This is a genomic window from Microbulbifer mixtoriginis (SeqCode), assembly GCF_052467515.1.
Genome location: NZ_CP174314.1, coordinates 321,011 through 337,013 on the forward strand (window position 1 = coordinate 321,011; position 16,003 = coordinate 337,013).

Below are 16,003 nucleotides of genomic sequence, written 5' to 3' on the forward strand. Positions count from 1 at the left end.
TCTATATTTTAAGATCATTTGTTTTTTGAAGGGAGGGTATTTATTAGCCCTTCCTGTAGCTCTTTTTTGTCCAGCTGGTGATATTTCCTCTTGATTTCATTGATATCCACGCTGGGCTTGGGAAAAGTCATTTTTAAGGACTCCATTGCATCTGCCACTATGGAGGCAATCGCAAGATTCCTAAACCATTTGTGGTTTGCGGGAATAACAAACCATGGAGCATGAGAGTGGCTGCATTTTTTTAGGATATCCTCAAAAGCCTGGGTGTAGGCATCCCAGTAGCTTGCCTCCGTATAATCGCTCTCGCTGATTTTCCAGTGTTTGCTTGGGTCATCAATACGCTGTTTAAAGCGTTTCAGTTGTTCATCTGCATCAATATGCAGGAAAAATTTTAATACCAGGGTGTTGTGGTCGGCTAATAATTGTTCGAAGTGGTTGATATGATCGTAGCGCTTGGACCAGATGCTCTCTGGTACCATATTATGCACCCGTTGAATTAATACATCTTCATAGTGGGATCGGTTAAAAATCGCCACATGTCCCTGTGCGGGGGTGACTTTGTGACATCGCCATAGGAAATCATGGGCGGCTTCTTCTTTAGAAGGCTGCTTGAAGCTGGTCACTGTACAGCCTTGGGGATTCATTGCTCCAAGCACATGATTAATTGTGCCATCTTTCCCGGAGGCATCCCGACCCTGCAGGCAGATCAATAGAGAGCGCTTGTGCTCAGCATACATAAGATACTGCTGTGCGCGAATTCTTTCATCCAATTTATCAATGACCGGCTGAGCCTCTTCGCGATTGTTATAGCAATCTTTAAAACTGGCATCGATCTTATCTAACTGTATCTTGCTGCCAGGTTTCACCTGGAATGCTTCGAAGCAATTCATAGTTTTATTTCTTCATGATAAGTTAAATGATTTATCCATACAGAATGGATTAAATATCCTGCAGACGTTGGTAGAGTAGCTTCTTCACCAGATCCAGGATAAACATCCACAAAATCATATAGAGCCAAACGAGCCCGATAATACGCCAGGGAATAGCAGGTACCAGCCAACCAAATCCACACATTAAAACCGTGAGCGCCTGAGTGCCGACAATAGCGATAAATAACTTCATTGCGGGCAGTGGCTTTGCGAAGAAGGCAGAGCGGGAGCGCACGACAAAAAGTAGTAAGTGACCGCCGGCAACAATTTGTAAAAAAATAATCGTTTGGATCTGAGACTTATCCAGGGGTATCCAGGATTGCCACTGGCTATTTTGAAGCCATTCCATACCAATCAAGAGGAGCCCCATGGTTTGTGCGATAGAAAAAATGCCGATAATGGTCGAACCCAGTAATAAATCACGCATTTCCCAGTGCACTGGCTCTTTAGGCAGCAGGGTGTTGTCGTAGGCAATAGTCATAATGGGGATATCGTCGAGCAGTGCCACTAATACGATCATGACTGGGGTGAGGGGAGAAAAACCGAAGAGGATAGTGGCAAACACCACCACCACCATAATATCCAGGGTCATGGATACCCTAAAGAGCACATAATTAATAATGCGCTCAAAGATCTTGCGTGCTTCGTCGATAGCATCCACTACAGTGGAGAGGCCCGGAGCAGTGAGAATAATCGCCGCTGCGGCACGGGCCGCATCGGTGGCGCCACTAACAGCAATTCCGCAATCAGCTTGTTTTAGGGCAGGCGCATCGTTGACACCGTCGCCGGTCATTGCCACCTGGTGCCCTCTCTCTTGTAAGGCTTTTACGATTGCGTACTTATGCTCGGGGAAAACACGGCCAAAGCCGTCGGCACGTTCAACACAATCGACCACCTGCTTGGATAAGTGGTCCATATTCTCCGAGTCGGTAAAAACATCGGCGGCGGCGTAAATATTCTGCCCAATCCCCACCTGAGCAGCGATTTCTTTGCCGATAGCGACGTCGTCGCCAGTAATCATTTTTACCTGCAGCCCGTGCTCCCTGGCCCGACTGATAGTCTGTTTGGAATCGTCCCGAGGCGGATCTTCTAAAGAGAGGATGCCAAGAAAGTCCCAGCTTTTCCCATCATTGGAACGCGCCACACCCAGGGAGCGTAAACCCCGTGCGGCGAGTTCCTGCACACAGTCTGAGGCTTTCTTTTCATTATCACCACTGAGCTTGCACAATTGCATCACCGCTTGGGGCGCACCTTTGCAATAAAACAGAGAATTTCCACTGTCATCGACTACTTGGGCCTGGGCACGCTTGATTACTGGGTCGAAAGGAGTGAATTCTTTTAGCTGGTAATTATTCAGTGCTTTCTTATCTTTGAGGCCGGCAAAAATTGCCTGATCGATCGGATCACTAGAACCTTTTTCCGAGGCGAGCGCCGCGGCGAGAATTAACTGTTCCGGGCTCTTGGCGACAAATAATTTGGGGTCGTGCAGACTTAGTTGGTTCTTGGTGAGTGTTCCGGTTTTATCGGAGCAGAGAATATCGACCCCAGCAAGCTCCTCGATAGACTCCAGTCGCGAGACTATGGCTTTTTTTCGGGATAGCGCCAGGGCACCGAGTGCGTTAGTGACAGTGATTACGGAGGGCATTGCCACGGGAATCGAGGCAATTAATAGCACCAGGACTGTGCGTAAAATATTAATAATGTCCGACCAGTGCCAGCTGGGGGCCACTACGATATCCCGATAGAGCTGGGTACCTACCAGTAACAAAGCCAGCACCAGGCACAGCACTATCAGGAAATCGCCAATATGAGTAACGGCTTTTTGCGAGTGGGAGGCGCCTTGGCCGGCACCGGCTACCAGCTTTGCGGTGCGGCCAAAAAAAGTATTACGCCCGGTGCCAATTGTAACGGCGGTCATTTCGCCGCGCTTGGCGATACTACTGGAATAACCGATGTCTCCTATTTTTTTGCTGACCGGTAATGACTCACCCGTTAGGGCAGCCTGATCGATACTGATGGATTTGCCGTCGACAAAGCGCACATCTGCGGGCACCACTTGGCCGAGCTTGATTCGTACAATATCCCCGGGAACCACATCGGCGGCGTCAATGGTATGAAAACTACCATCGCGCAACACCTCCGCTTGCGGCGCCATGCTGGCCTTGAGCGCGGCCAGGGCATTAGAGGCCTTGTGCTCCTGCCAAAATCCCGCGACGGCGTTGTAAAGGAGTAGCGCCATAATAATGGCGAAATCTGGCCAGTGACCGATAAGTGCCGATAGCAGGGCGGCGGCTTCGATCATCCAGGGAATGGGTCCCCAAAAAAAACGCAGAAACTTGAGTAGTGCGCTTTGTTCTTTCTCCTGGATGCTATTGGGGCCATAGCGTTGCAGCCGTGTCTCGGCCTCGGCCTGGCTTAACCCCTGAGGTGAGGTATTGAGTGCCTGGTAAACGGAGGGTAAATCGGCTTTCTGCAGGTCAACCTGGGAGCCTTTTAAGTCGGCTTTACTGGCGTTTCCGCTTTCGGATTTTGGCCCGGGTATTGGCACGGATCGATTCCGCCTGTTGAAAAAAAATTCCCGTCGAATGGTCCGCCTGTTAACGACAGTTGGGGTTAAATACGGCTAATCATTATTGAATGATTGGGCGGTGTATCCATATTAATTGAACATTATAGGCTGTGATCTGATGGATACCGGTAGCTAATAATTTTCACCTTGATCAGCTTAAAGATAGCCTTTTTTAAAGGTGTCCAGACTGAAGTCCCAAAAGGCTTTAACGCGTGCTGAATTGCGCATTTGAGGATGAGAAAGTAACCAGAAATGACTTTGAAACTCTTTAAGCTCGAATACTTTCTTTAGTTTGTAAGGTTGCACCATTTTTTGGTCCCCTTCGGGCAAAATGGCAAAACCCAGCTTTGCATTGGCTGCACCTGCCGCCGCCATTACCGAATTACAGTAAATTACTTTGCGACTATTCTTAAATGTTTTTTCACTCCAGCGACCAATTGGCAAACTTAAGCCGCGATAACCAATAATGTTTTGCTGCTTAATTTCATCCAGTGTCATTGGACTGCTAACCAAGTCTGGGTGGGCAAAAATATGCCAGTTGATATCAAAGAGCTTCTTGGCAATGAGGTTATCCGGAGCGCTAGGTGATCCACGAAAGGCAATGTCCGCCTCCCTCTTTTCCAGTGATAGATGTTCCGCCGAGTCTATGAGTTCAAATTCAACTTTGGGGTGGTGTAGGCGAAAGGCGGCACAGAGTTTTGGAACCACCTCATAAGAGTAAGAGCCAATTGAGGTAATACGGATAATGCCTTCCATTTCCAGGTTTTTAATGCCGGTATTCAAGGCAATGGCATTGATATTCTCGGCGGCTTTTCTGGCGTGTTCTAAAGCTGCATTTCCTTCGTCTGTGAGGAAATAGCCCTGCCTGTCCGCCACGAAAAGCTGGCAGCCAAGATCTTTTTCCAAGGCCTGTAGACGCCTCCAGGCGGTGGAATGGTTTACCCCCAAGGCTTTGGCTGCACTCTGTAGGGAACCGTGATCTGCCACGGCTATCAGATATCGAAGATCGTTCCAGTCCATTATTTTGCATTTATGCAATTATAAATTGCATAAATTGATAATTTAGTTGCCAATTTGCAGAGATTATAGTCTCCGCATCATTGATGTTCACTAGCTGGAGAGACTATGAGTCACAAAATTCTTGCCGTTTATGCCTCTGCCTTGGGGGACCACTCGACTTCTAGGTCACTGGCTAAGCACTGGCTGATACGACAGGCTGCCACTGAAGTCACCGAGTTGGATTTAAGTATTAACCCGGTTCCGCATTTGAGCGGTGAAATGGTAAGTGCCTTCTTCACCCCTGAGGAGCAGAAAAGTGCAACCCAGAAAGCGCTAACGGAGTATTCGAATAACCTTATTGAACAGGTCAAAAATGCAGATACGGTACTGATTGCAGCACCCATGTATAACTTTGGTAGCCCATCTACCCTGAAAGCTTGGTTTGATCACCTAGCGCGGGCCGGAGTGACTTTTACCTATACAGAAAATGGACCAGAGGGTTTGATTAGAGATACCAAAGTGGTCTTGGTCACGACATCTGGGGGTTTCTATAAAGATTCTGTTATTGATTTTCATGTGCCCTACATCAAGCATTTTCTCTCATTTATTGGCATCGACGATGTCACGGTCATTTATGCCGAAGGGCTGAATATGGGGGATGACCACAAAGAGACGGCCTTAACTCAGGCTAAGGTAGCTCTGGAAGCAATCTGATCTATGAGGCGCACAGCAAAGTAAAATAAAGCAAAGAAAAAAGCCGGCTTTGGGCCGGCGGAGAAGCAGACGTCGAAAGGATAAATGACGTTGCAGAGAGACAGAAAAACCAACTTATAGCCCTGGGAGAGATACTGCCGTTTTTCTGAAATTGGCAGCCGGTGGTTGTTGCCACCAGCTGGTAAAATTTTTTGACGGGCTGTTAAAGTCTGAAATTAATTCCTGAAATTAATTATTGTTTCGCAATACAGCGGCGCCAGCGGCGGGCAAAACCAGCGTGTTTTCTCTCAGCTCCATTGCAAACAGGCCTGGAGTAATATCCTCGGCCCCAAAAAACTCTTGTGGCAGAGCGTAGCTTTCCTCAGTGGCGCCTAGGTTCAGGGCGACCAGGTACACTTCCTTATCTGCGCGGCGCACGAACACCAATAAATCATTGCCGGTATCGAGTACTTCCTGTTGTGCGGTTGCCAGACTTTGGGGCAGTTGCCGGTGCCATTTTATCAATGCACGGAACTGGTTGAGCATAGAGTGCTGGCTGTCTTGCTGCAGATTCACGGCTAAGTTCCGGTGACTCTGGGAAATCGGTAACCAGGGTTTCCCGCTGGTGAAGCCGGCTTGATCAGCGGTATCGGTCCAGGGCATAGGCGTGCGGCAGCCATCGCGACCTTTGAACTCGGGCCAAAGGTTAATACCGTAGGGGTCCACCAAATCCTCAAAGGCGATATCCGCTTCCGCCAGACCCAGTTCTTCCCCCTGATACAGGCATACGCTACCGCGCAGTACAAGTTGCATCAGTAGGAACAGGGGCGCGCGCTTTTGCGCTAGCTCCGGACTAAGGCCGCGGTTCCAGCGGGTGATAGAGCGCGGAACATCGTGATTGCTAATGGACCAGCAGGGCCATCCTTTTTCAATTACCGCGCGGTTCTTTTCCAGGGTTTCGCGCAGGAATTGCGCGCTGCAATCCTCGGTTAATAAATCGAAGGAATAGGCCATATGTAGGCGCTGTTCCGTGGTGTAGTCCGCCATGATCTTATGGGTATTATCGTCACCCACTTCGCCCACGGTAACGGTACCCGGGTATTGATCCATCAGCTGGCGCACACGCTGTAAAAACACCAGGTTTTCTGGCTGGGATTTGTCGTTCTTGTGCCATTGGTAATCGTAGTGATTGACCGGCGGCAGTCCTTTTTGATCCAGCTTAAGCGGGCGGGGAGGATTATCGCTGAGGGCCTGTTGATGGAAGATAAAATTCACCGCATCCAGGCGGAAACCATCCACACCGCGATCCAGCCAGAATTTCATATCCGCCAGTAACTGCGCCTGCACCTCGGGGTTGTGCACATTGAGATCCGGCTGCTCTTTGAGGAAGTTGGCCAGGTAGTATTGACGGCGGCGGGTACACCAACGCCAGGAGCCACCACCGAAAACAGATACCCAGTTATTGGGCGGGTTGCCATCGGCTTTAGGGTCCTGCCACACATACCAGTCGGCTTTGGGATTGTCGCGGCTGCAGCGGCTCTCCTCGAACCAGGGGTGCTGATCTGAGGTGTGACTCAGAATCTGATCGATAATAACTTTCAGGCCGCGGGCATGGGCGGCCTCAATTAAGCGGTCGAAATCCTGCAGATTGCCGAAAATCGGGTCCACATCGCGATAGTCCGCCACGTCATACCCAAAATCCACCATGGGGGATTTAAAGAAGGGGGATATCCAAATAGCGTCCACACCAAGGGACTTCACGTAATCCAATTTCTGGGTGATACCTGGCAGGTCGCCGATACCATCGCCATTGGCGTCGCAGAAACTGCGGGGGTAAATCTGGTAAATAACGCTGTTGCGCCACCACTCGGTGCTGTTGCCGCTCATGGATTACTGCCTTGTCTCATTATTCGAAGGGTGGGCGGGCCCACTCAGGAAAGGATAGGGTGAGTATGGCGAAGGGCGGAGCCACGTTCCTCCTCCCCATAGAGGGGGGGAGGGGCTGACCGGGGGGATTTAGAGCGGGAGTAACAAGTTTCGGGAACTGCTCAAATAGAGATGTGGAGAAATCCTGTAGTGGAGTTTTGCGCACATCCCTGTGCCCCGACTCGCAGTTATTCCTATGGGCGGTCCTGCACCGAGCGCAGCATTTGTTCGGCCAGGGTAATCGCTTCCTGGCGGTCTTTGACATCCAGCTTTTGGTAGAGGCTGCGGATGTGGGTTTTGATGGTACTCGGCGCCACTTTGAAGTGCCTGGCGATACGCTCGTTCGAAAGGCCTGAATGAATAGCGTTTAAAACCTGCCACTCCCTTGGAGTGAGTGGTGAGTGACGCAGAAAATCCGGTACCGCGTCGCTGGCGAGAATCTCGCGAATAATAGTGTCGTCCAGCTCAATACGAATGCCACCGTCCAACTCCGGCTGTTGCTGGGCGAGTTTAATCAGTACTTGGGCCTTGTCGGTGGACGCCTCATCCAAGCCCCGTTCCAGCGCAGCCTTGAGAATCACAATCAGGGGTTTGCCAATTTGTAGAAAGCTGGCGCGAAATCCTCTACCTGCGGCCAGCAGTAGTGCCTCGCTAATGGCCTCCACGGCCTCACCGTGCTGTTCGCGCAGCCACAACAGGTGGGATTCCAGCACACGGTTGCGCAGGCGATCGGTGACTAAATGACACTCTTCCGCGACCTGTTGCAGGCGGCTCAGCAGGCGATTGGCGTCGGACCAGCGGTGCAGTTCAATCAGTGCGCGCACATGGTTGCGGCCGTGGCACTGTTCAAAGTGATTACTGGGCCTGTCTGCAACTGGCGCAGCTTGCTCCAACCAGCTGGCAATGGCTTGTCGGTTGTCCAGGGCGCGCCAAGTGCGAATACGCGCGGCATCGGCATTGGCAACCCAGTCGCGGTGGTAGCGTCCATCTGAGAGTAAGCGGTCTATGCGGGCCAGCCACTCCAGCGATTCCTCTTTTTCTCCGCGTGCCTGGGCTAGTTTCAGGAGCAGCGTGTATTCCGGCAGTAGCCAGTGTTCACCCACTTTGCGGTTGATCTGCATTCCCCGCCGGGCCGAGTGCTCGGCGCTCTCTAAATCTCCCTTTTCCCACTGCAGCTGCCCGAGCAGGCGGCAGACAAACTCGGCGATGGGCAGGGTGGAGAGGTGGTGTTTCTGCACCAGGTTGGACACCTTCTTCTGCAGTGAGGCAGATTTTTGTAGAAGCCCCTGGGCGAAGGCGATCTCACTCTGTTGGCAGATGGCCCAGGCGGCGCTGGGAATATCTCCCTCGGCGATGGCCAGGGCCTCCACCTCCAACATATGGGTCGCGGCGGGCTCTAATGCGCCCAGGCAAAAACTGGTCTCACCGGTGACAAGCAGTGCCGAAATCCGCTCGCCTAGTTGGTTGGGTTGTAAAAGTCCCAGGGCCTCTTCGGCATACTCTTTGGCCTGCAGGGTCTGGCCGCGAGCGATGGCCACCTGGGCGCGCATGGTGGCGAAAGCCCCTTCAAACTGACGCCATTGCTGTGGATCCTGCCGCTGCAGCCAGCTCTCGGCGGTGGCGAGCATTTTCTCGCACTGGTCGTATTCAAAATTCTCCCGCGCCATTTTTGCCGAGAGCAGGGTGAAGCGCGCACTCTGCTGCAACGCCTCACTGCCGAGCCATTCCAGGCAATCACGCAACAGGCGCGACTGCCCGCCGCGCAGCAGTATTTCTCCCTGGCTATCGAGCAGCTGACACAGGCGCTCGCGGTCACTGCCAGCGAGGGCATGGCGCAGGGCTTCCACCGGCTGTCCCATTTCTTGCCAGGAATCACAAGCGAGAGCGTGCAGGTGCAACAGCTGCTCTCGATTGGTGAGCTGGCGCTGCAGGAAGCGGGCGAAGACTGGATGGAAGCGGAACCACTGGCGACTGGAGTCCTGTGCCTGCAGGAAGAGTCCGCGCCGCGCCGCTTCTTCCAGCAGTTGTTGGCCATCGTTGCGGCCACTCAGGTGTTCCGCCAGCTGGGCATTGACACGGGTGAGGATCGAGGTGCGCGCGAGTAACTCGCGCAGCTCTGGCTCCAGCCTTTCCAGCACTTCTTCGGCCAGATAGTCGAGGATATGGCTGTGGCCCTGTTCCAGTTCCGTCAGGTAGCGGTCTACTTCTTGGCGATCGCGCACCGACAGGGCGAACAGTTGTACCGCCGGCGGCCAACCCTCGCTCAGGTGGTGCAGTTGTGCGGCGCGGTCGCCATCGAGATTAAATGGCAAGCGCTGCTTCAGCAGACGTGCGATCTCTTCGGTATTCAGGGCCAGTTGATCGCTGCCCAGCTCCAATAGGCGGCCTTGTACGCGCAGGGTGGCCAGCCCCAGGGGCGGCTGGCTGCGGCTGGTGAGAAGGACCCCGACGCCTGGAGGTGCGTGGCGCAACAGGAAGCGAGTGACGCTGTGCACCGCCTGGTTGTCGATATGGTGGTAGTCGTCGAGCACTATGCGCAGTTCGCTGGGCAAGCTGCGCAGTTCACCCAGCAGATGACTGATGACAGTTGTTGGATCTGGGCTTTGTGGCGCCGCCAATAAGCGACAGGTTTGCGGTACGCCTTTGCCGGTAGCGCGATGCACGCTTTCCACCAGATAACGACAAAACTGGCTCGGCTCATTGTCGCTGGCATCAAGGGTATACCAGGCCATTGGATTTTCCTGCGCCGAGGCCCAGGAAGTGACCAGCGTGGTTTTACCGTAGCCCGCTGGTGCCGTCACAAGCAGCAGCTGGTCGCTGTGGCTGTCGTCGAGCAGTGCCAGTAAGCGCGGGCGCACCAGGGTATGCTCGGGGCAGTCCGGCAGGCTGTATTTGGAAGTTAAAAGCATCGCTGCGGGCAGGATTGTTTTAAATGTCTGATTTTTATACAGGGATATTATGCACTAGCGGAGCGCTTTTGTGACAGATTTGCGCCGAGGATAGGACGACTTGCTGGATTCTCTTTGGCTAATACTAGAAGTGGCTTTGCTTATGACGGTATATTGATCGGCGGATCCAGTCAGTCTTACCGATCCAGCCCAAAGAGACAAAACAATCAGAAAGAGACCCTGCGGCCAGTTTTTGGCTTGCGATGTCCGGTGTCAGGAACACATCCCTGTGTTCACCGAGACCGGCGTAGAGCTACCCGACAGCGTTATCTGCTTTCCCGGCTGACATTCGTTGCCGTAATACACGAACGTTTGTACGCAGTGGGGGATTCTTGGATCACTGGATTATGAAAAAACAGAGTTATTTCCGAAAAAAATTTGGTGAATAACTGATGCCGTCAGGGAAGTAGGTGCGGCTTCGACAACAATAATAAAAAAGAGGGAGTTATGGCCGATATTGTGGTTTTGGCAGCGCCGGCTGTGGATGCCGCACACAGGAACTGTGTAAAGCACTTGTTTTCCATGCTCAGGGAAACCCTGGATGACGACTGGGCGCGCCTTCATTGCGATACTTTTCCTACTGTGGAAGCACTGCCAGGTAATACCCAGCGAGTATTTGAAGATATGCGCAAGTGCGAGGTGGATAGTCTGCGTGCGCGCAAATTCCTACTCAACACCCTGGCTGAGAACTCGGCGCAATTGGGGGATATCCATAGCCGTAGTGGTCTCTACGAGAGGACCCAGACAGCCATTTATCAAACTCTACAAAAGGCTGCAGCCGCCGCTGGCGATTGCGCTCCGGTGTTGCTTATCAGTCATTCGGCCAGCTGTCTTAGCTTGTCCAACTATTTGTGGGATGCCCAGCGGCCCAGCGTTAACCACGGTGTCTGGCGCGATGGCGGGCCAGCCGAGGTGCGCAAGGGCTCCGCGCGGGAGCGCTTTTTGCGCCTGAAAACCCTCAGCCATTGGTATACCCTCGGGGCCGGCACGCCGCTGTGGTTTGGGGCCAGGCAGCGCGATCAGATCCAGGCGGTGGCTACGGCCTCCCGCGGGTATCAATTCCGCTGGAAAAATTTCTATCATCCGAATGACCTGCTCGGCTGGCCTCTTAAGCCTCTCAGCCCCAGTTACAACCAAGCGGTATTTCGGGATTACGCGACAAAGCCACTGTCCGATCCAGATAATGCCCTGGCCGGTCCGCAGCTACTGCCATCGGAGGATTACTGGCGCAATGAATTGGTGTGGGAGCAGCTCGGCAAGGACCTGAGCACTCTTCTGCAAAACACCAAGCCGAAGGCAGGCGCATCCGCACAGCGATCTCGGCGGGCAGTCGCGGTATAATCGCGGCACTAGCTACTACTCCCGAATAAGGATGGGTTTTACCATGTCGCTGCAATTTCACTCCGTCCCGGTCACTCCTTTTCAGCAGAATTGCACCCTGCTCTGGTGCGAAGATAGCAAGCGTGCCGCAGTGGTGGATCCAGGTGGCGACCTGGACAAAATTCTGGCAGCGGCGCAAGAGCGCGGGCTCAACATTGAGAAAATCCTGCTTACCCACGGTCATCTGGATCATGTGGGTGGCACTGCGGCGCTGTCTAAACAATTGCAGTTGCCGGTTGAGGGCCCCCACGAGGGCGATGGTTTCTGGATCGAGCAGCTGCCGGTACAGGCGCAGATGTTCGGTTTTCCCTCAGTGGAGGTGTTCACCCCCGATCGCTGGTTGCAGCAGGGTGATACCGTGACCGTCGGCGACCAGGAGCTGGAGGTGCATCACTGCCCTGGCCATACCCCGGGGCATGTGATCTTTTTCCATCGTCCGAGCAAGTTGGCACTGGTGGGCGATGTGCTTTTTGCTGGTTCAATTGGCCGCACCGATTTCCCCCAGGGGGATCACGATACTTTGATTCGTTCGATCACCGAACACCTGTGGCCACTGGGTGACGATGTACGCTTTGTCCCGGGTCACGGTCCTATGTCCACTTTTGGTCAGGAGCGTCAGACCAATCCGTTCGTCGCCGATAAACGTTTCGGCTGATAGGCGGTATCTGCAAAACAATAATCCATCGGGAGACCCTTCCCATGCCTGTAAAGCTGAGTGTTTTCCTGTTGATTCTGGCCACTGCTATTAGTGGTTGCGCTGTTATTTCCGAGGCGGATTGCCGCAGTGGGCTCTGGTATGAGCGCGGCCTACATGACGGCGCCCGCGGGCGCTCCCAGGCGCTGGTGTACGATATCGCCAAGGAATGCCAAAGTTACGAGATTTATGTGGACAGTGAGGCCTGGTTGCAGGGCCACGAAGAGGGCGTGGAACAATTTTGTACTGCTGAAAATGGCTACGCTCAGGGACGTCAGGGGCGAAAATATGAGGGGGTATGCACTGGGCCCACCGCAGATATTTTTTTGCAGAATTACCAGCGTGGCTTGGCCGACTATCGCGTAGCGCAGCAATATCGCGATTTATTGTGGCGCCGAGATAATTTAGAACGTGAGCTTTACTCCCTACATCGCGCCCTTAGGCACAGTGATAGCGACAACCAGAGGCGTGCGCTTTACTTCCAGCACAGCCGACTCGAATGGGAGTTGCGCATGTTGGATTTAGAACTGCACCGCTATGGCCTTTTCGGCCCAGACTATTTCACGCCGGGTTTTTATCCGCGCGGCTTTTTTTCATCCGGTTTTTTTTACTGGTGAAGTTAGTGGGTTGATATGGCTAGTCAATTCAGTCATTTCCCCCGATCCCAGTTTGGATTTTCAAGAGAGTTATTCCCATGGCTATTTGGCACGTTACTCCCACCCTGGAAGAGATTAACCGTGGCACCGCCCAGTGTATGCCCGGTTATCTGGGCCTGGAGATTACCGCAATCGGTGAGGATTACCTGGAGGGCAAGCTGCCGGTGGATCATCGCACTCGCCAGCCGTTCGGTATTCTACATGGCGGTGCCAATGTGGTGTTGGCGGAAACCCTGGGATCTATCGGTGCCAATCTGCTGGTGGATACCAGTAAGTTTTACTGCGTTGGCCAGGAGATTAATGCCAATCATCTGCGTCCTGTGCCGGAGGGTGAAGTTACTGGCCGGGCCAAGCCGGTACATATCGGGCGCACCAGCCAGGTGTGGGAAATTCTGATTTACGCCCCCAATGGCAAACTGAGTTGTATCTCCCGAATTACCATGGCAGTTGTGGCTCATGCCGCTGGATAAACTTTACCGGGTTTTATTGAGGCGGTTTTTATGAGTGAAGTGCGGGAATATTTTTTTGAAGATATTCCCTACCGCCTGGTGCGTTCGGCAAGGCGCAAGCGCCTGGGTCTGGTATTGGCTCAATCCGGCGTGGAAGTTCGTATTCCTCAGCGCTGCGCTGCCCGCCACGGCCATCAGTTTTTGCAGGAAAATATCCAGTGGGTACGCGCCCAATTGCTCGCTGCCAACCAGCGTGCGGCACAGGTGCCACAATATCGGTTTGAGTTTGGTGAGCACTTTCCTTGGCTGGGTAAAATGCGCCCCTTGGAGCGCGCGTCTAATCGAGGTGGTGCGGCAATCACCGAAGAGTCCATTCATCTCTATACCTTATCGCCAACCCCCACTACGCAGCAATTACAGGGGGCCCTACAGCGCCTCTACCAGCGCGAGGCGTTGGCCCTATTAACAGAAAAGTCCCAGCGCTTGGCCGAACAACTGGACTTGCAGTTTTCCACACTGCGAATTCGGCGCACCAAGAGTAAGTGGGGGCACTGCAGTATTCGTGGAGACCTGCAATACAACTGGTTGGTATGCCTGGCACCGGAACCGGTGGTGGATTATCTGGTGGCCCATGAGGTCAGCCATTTGCGTCACCATAATCACGGCCGCGATTTTTGGCTGCTGGTACAGAGTGTTTGCCCTCGCTATAAGGAGCTGCGCCGCTGGTTGCGCGATAATGGCCACCGCCTCACGGTATAGACTTTACCGACAGGTCCCATTGATTTCAGATGTTTTGAATATTCAGTAATTTCCTATGAGCAGAAAACCGCGTTTTATCACTCCGCGTAAGACGGTAAAAAAATCTTTGCCCACCCAGGCAGAAGCCTGCGTGGAAAAATTCAGCCACGATATGCGCGGTCTTGCCCGTGTGGGTAAAAAAACAGTATTTATCGATAATGCCCTGCCTGGTGAAGAAGTGCGTTTTCGTTATAGCACTCATCGGGCTCGCTTCGATGAAGGTGTTACCAGTGAGATAATTCAGGCTTCGCCACTGCGCTGTGAACCGCGCTGCCCCCATGTGTCCCTGTGCGGGGGCTGCTCCCTGCAACACCTGCAGGCCGATGCGCAAATTGTCGAAAAACAAAAAATCTTGTTGGATCAGCTGGCCCGTTTTGGTGGTATTAAACCTGAGGAAATTTTGCCTCCACTACTAGCAGAACCTTACGGCTACCGGCGCAAGGCGCGTATCGGTATTCGCCTGGTGAAATCGGCAAAAGGTAAAAAACTCGTTTTTGGTTTTCGCAAAAAGCGCAGCAACGATTTGACCGATATCAATGAGTGCCATGTTTTGCACCCCTCCATCGCTCAACATATTCCCGCGTTGAAGCTACTGGTGGCGGAGAGCGAGGGGCGCGCGCACTTTTCCCAGTTGGAAGTGGCGGTCGGTGATGATGTGGCGGCCTTAGTGTTACGACACCTGCAGCCTTTATCGGAAGGGGATCGACAGCGCTGGCAAGACTTCGCTAAATCATCAGGTATACACATGTATATACAACCTGGTGATGCGGCTTCGATTCAGCCTCTGTGGCCAGAGAATGGCGAGAATTACCTCAGTTATCGTCTGCCAGAATTTGACCTGAGCCTGCACTTCCAGCCGATGGATTTCTTCCAGGTGAATTTCGAGGTCAACCGACAGATGGTGAGTCGTGCTGTGCAGTTATTGGACCCGCAACCCGGCGAGAGGGTGTTGGATCTTTTTTGCGGATTGGGAAATTTCACCCTGCCATTGGCACGCCGCGCCGGGGAGGTCATCGGTATCGAAGGCCTGGGTGCTCTCACTCAAAGGGGCAAGGATAATGCCGAACTTAATGGGCTGAACAATGTGCGCTTTCACACTGCCGACCTGAATGAGGAAATGGTGAAAAAGGCCTGGGCCAGTGACGGCTTCGATAAAATTTTGCTGGACCCACCGCGCGATGGCGCCCTGCAGGCGGTGCGTGGCATTGCCCGTTTCAAGGCGCAGAAAATTGTTTACGTGTCCTGTAACCCGGCGACTCTGGCGCGGGATGCGGGAGAATTGACCCAGCTGGGTTACCGTCTTAAGCAGGCCTGTGTTATGGATATGTTTCCGCAAACAGCCCATGTGGAATCCATGGCGGTATTTGAGCTGGATTCCTAAAGCCATTTATTCAATTTTTTTCCGTCTCTGTGTGTCATTTAAAAAGTCCTGAGGAGCGGAGGTAAAGCAGTTTTACCTGATGCCAGAGCAGTGGCCTGTGCGTTGGTGCGGGGGGCAAACTGGCGTAAACTGCTGGCAAACTTATCAAGCGAAGATGTTATGCAAAGCGAACCCTTAACTGATGATTTTGAAGAAAACTGCGCACGTTTTTTGCCAGAGGCAGCCGAACAGGGCTGCGTCTGGGCGCTGCAGGGGGAAGAGGGCTTTGCGTTGTGCGAATCCGAAAAGCGCCCACAGACTGAAGTGATGCCCTTTTGGTCCCAGCGGGAATTTGCCCAGGCACACTGTGAGGGCGATTGGGCGGAATACCAAGCGGTAGCTATCGACCTGGAAGAATTTATGGATGACTGGCTCACCGGTATGCACGAGGATGTACTGCTGGTGGGGCTGAACTGGAACAATGAGCTGGAAGGTGTGGAGCTGGAACCCATCGACCTGCTGGAGCAATTGGAGCAGGAGCTGCAATAAGCTGCGCCATAGTGCCCCACCCAGCGGATAAAAATTAAACAACGGGGTGTCTT

General features: G+C 53.0%; 13 protein-coding genes. 8 read left to right on the top strand and 5 right to left on the bottom strand.

The window, feature by feature from the left end; genetic code table 11:
• Positions 1 to 14 precede the first annotated feature (14 nt).
• The 3 genes from ACJJIT_RS01395 to ACJJIT_RS01405 all read right to left on the bottom strand — a co-directional run bounded on the left by ACJJIT_RS01395 (position 15) and on the right by ACJJIT_RS01405 (position 4,518).
• Complete coding sequence (locus tag ACJJIT_RS01395) at positions 15 to 890, bottom strand: polyphosphate kinase 2 family protein (protein ID WP_444882896.1); 876 nt, start codon at positions 888 to 890, stop codon at positions 15 to 17.
• Positions 891 to 939: 49 nt separating this feature from the next.
• Positions 940 to 3,477, bottom strand: coding sequence for a plasma-membrane proton-efflux P-type ATPase (locus ACJJIT_RS01400; protein WP_444899713.1), 2,538 nt, complete (start codon positions 3,475 to 3,477; stop codon positions 940 to 942).
• A 177-nt stretch (positions 3,478 to 3,654) separates the two neighbouring features.
• On the bottom strand, positions 3,655 to 4,518 hold the full coding sequence (locus ACJJIT_RS01405) for a LysR family transcriptional regulator (protein WP_444899714.1): 864 nt from the start codon (positions 4,516 to 4,518) through the stop codon (positions 3,655 to 3,657).
• A 105-nt stretch (positions 4,519 to 4,623) separates the two neighbouring features.
• Here ACJJIT_RS01405 and ACJJIT_RS01410 point away from each other — a divergent pair, with 105 nt between their 5' ends.
• Complete coding sequence (locus tag ACJJIT_RS01410; RefSeq protein ID WP_444899715.1) at positions 4,624 to 5,211, top strand: FMN-dependent NADH-azoreductase; 588 nt, start codon at positions 4,624 to 4,626, stop codon at positions 5,209 to 5,211.
• A 228-nt stretch (positions 5,212 to 5,439) separates the two neighbouring features.
• Here ACJJIT_RS01410 and ACJJIT_RS01415 read toward each other — a convergent pair whose 3' ends face one another.
• Entirely contained in the window at positions 5,440 to 7,077 is a 1,638-nt protein-coding gene (locus tag ACJJIT_RS01415) for an alpha-amylase family glycosyl hydrolase (protein ID WP_444899716.1), read from the bottom strand.
• A gap of 233 nt (positions 7,078 to 7,310) precedes the next feature.
• Positions 7,311 to 10,025 carry an HTH-type transcriptional regulator MalT gene (gene malT, locus ACJJIT_RS01420; RefSeq protein ID WP_444899717.1) on the bottom strand — a complete coding sequence of 905 codons (2,715 nt, stop codon included), beginning with the start codon at positions 10,023 to 10,025 and terminating at the stop codon, positions 7,311 to 7,313.
• A gap of 486 nt (positions 10,026 to 10,511) precedes the next feature.
• On the opposite strand from malT, the gene ACJJIT_RS01425 reads away from it, so the two are divergent.
• From ACJJIT_RS01425 to ACJJIT_RS01455, 7 genes are all read left to right on the top strand, one after another.
• Entirely contained in the window at positions 10,512 to 11,405 is an 894-nt protein-coding gene (locus ACJJIT_RS01425; RefSeq protein ID WP_444899718.1) for a hypothetical protein, read from the top strand.
• Positions 11,406 to 11,448: 43 nt separating this feature from the next.
• Complete coding sequence (locus ACJJIT_RS01430) at positions 11,449 to 12,099, top strand: MBL fold metallo-hydrolase (protein WP_444899719.1); 651 nt, start codon at positions 11,449 to 11,451, stop codon at positions 12,097 to 12,099.
• Positions 12,100 to 12,143: 44 nt separating this feature from the next.
• Positions 12,144 to 12,755, top strand: coding sequence for a DUF2799 domain-containing protein (locus ACJJIT_RS01435; RefSeq protein WP_444899720.1), 612 nt, complete (start codon positions 12,144 to 12,146; stop codon positions 12,753 to 12,755).
• A 77-nt stretch (positions 12,756 to 12,832) separates the two neighbouring features.
• Complete coding sequence (locus ACJJIT_RS01440; protein ID WP_152455066.1) at positions 12,833 to 13,264, top strand: hotdog fold thioesterase; 432 nt, start codon at positions 12,833 to 12,835, stop codon at positions 13,262 to 13,264.
• A gap of 30 nt (positions 13,265 to 13,294) precedes the next feature.
• Positions 13,295 to 14,002, top strand: a complete 708-nt coding sequence (locus ACJJIT_RS01445) for a M48 family metallopeptidase (protein ID WP_444899721.1) — start codon at positions 13,295 to 13,297, stop codon at positions 14,000 to 14,002.
• A 55-nt stretch (positions 14,003 to 14,057) separates the two neighbouring features.
• Positions 14,058 to 15,422: a 23S rRNA (uracil(1939)-C(5))-methyltransferase RlmD gene (gene rlmD / locus ACJJIT_RS01450; RefSeq protein WP_444899722.1), complete on the top strand. Its 1,365-nt coding sequence runs from the start codon at positions 14,058 to 14,060 to the stop codon at positions 15,420 to 15,422.
• A gap of 159 nt (positions 15,423 to 15,581) precedes the next feature.
• On the top strand, positions 15,582 to 15,950 hold the full coding sequence (locus tag ACJJIT_RS01455) for a DUF2750 domain-containing protein (protein WP_252086029.1): 369 nt from the start codon (positions 15,582 to 15,584) through the stop codon (positions 15,948 to 15,950).
• The last annotated feature ends 53 nt before the right edge of the window (positions 15,951 to 16,003 follow it).